Below are 335 nucleotides of genomic sequence, written 5' to 3'. Positions count from 1 at the left end.
CGCAGTTAAATCGCTCTAGCTACTATAAGTGGCGTTCAACATGTAATCAAAGGCAATTACGCCTTTCAAAGGATAATACATTGCGTGAACAGATTCAAGCAATTCACATAAAACACAAGGAATACGGTTATCCTCGCATGACAATCGCCTTACGAGAGGCCGGATTTTTCGTGAACCACAAAAAAGTATATAGACTTATGCGAGAGCTTCACATTCAATCGATCATCCGTAAAAAACGACGCTTTTTCAAAGGGAAATCCTCAAAGATTTTCCCCAATGTAGTAGAACGGCAATTCCAAAACCGCAAACAAAATGAGGTACTTGTCACAGATATC

At 39.7% G+C, this 335-nt stretch carries 1 protein-coding gene; it reads left to right on the top strand.

Annotation, left to right across the window (positions count from 1 at the left end; translation table 11 throughout):
* Window positions 1-80: 80 nt before the first annotated feature.
* On the top strand, window positions 81-335 hold a 255-nt coding region (locus LRP84_RS22410; protein ID WP_230577087.1), incomplete at its 3' end, for an IS3 family transposase.

It is taken from the genome of Bacillus rhizoplanae, assembly GCF_917563915.1.
In the GTDB taxonomy this organism is placed as follows: Bacteria; Bacillota; Bacilli; order Bacillales; family Bacillaceae_G; genus Bacillus_A; species Bacillus_A rhizoplanae.
The sequence above is the reverse complement of the archived record's forward strand: the minus strand, read 5'-3'. Positions and strand labels throughout refer to the sequence as shown.